At 60.0% G+C, this 395-nt stretch carries 1 protein-coding gene; it reads left to right on the top strand.

Features of this window, described 5'->3' with window-relative positions; all coding sequences use genetic code 11:
- The coding region (locus C0Z18_RS32515; protein ID WP_146014173.1) for an MFS transporter at positions 1–395 on the top strand (395 nt) is incomplete at both ends.

Genomic DNA, 395 nt, shown 5'->3' with positions numbered 1-395 from the left:
TCATTATGCTGTTGATGGGGGTGGCGCAGAACGTCTGGCAGTTCCTGATATTACGCGCACTCCTGGGCCTGCTCGGGGGATTTATCCCTAACGCCAACGCCCTGATCGCCACCCAAATCCCGCGCCAGAAAAGCGGCTGGGCGTTGGGCACGCTCTCCACTGGCGGTGTCAGCGGCGCATTGCTGGGTCCGCTGGCAGGCGGGCTGCTGGCCGACCACTACGGGCTTCGGCCGGTATTCTTCATAACCGCCAGCGTGCTATTCCTCTGTTTCCTCGTGACGCTTATCTGCATCCGCGAGCATTTCACGCCCGTGGCCAAAAAAGAGATGCTGCACGCCCGTGATGTGCTGGCTTCGCTGAAAAACCCAAAGCTGGTGCTGAGCCTGTTTGTAACC

Source organism: Trinickia dabaoshanensis (assembly GCF_002879885.1).
Classification (GTDB): Bacteria; Pseudomonadota; Gammaproteobacteria; order Burkholderiales; family Burkholderiaceae; genus Trinickia; species Trinickia dabaoshanensis.
Note: the sequence above shows the minus strand (reverse complement) of the source record. Positions and strands in the feature narration are given on the sequence as shown.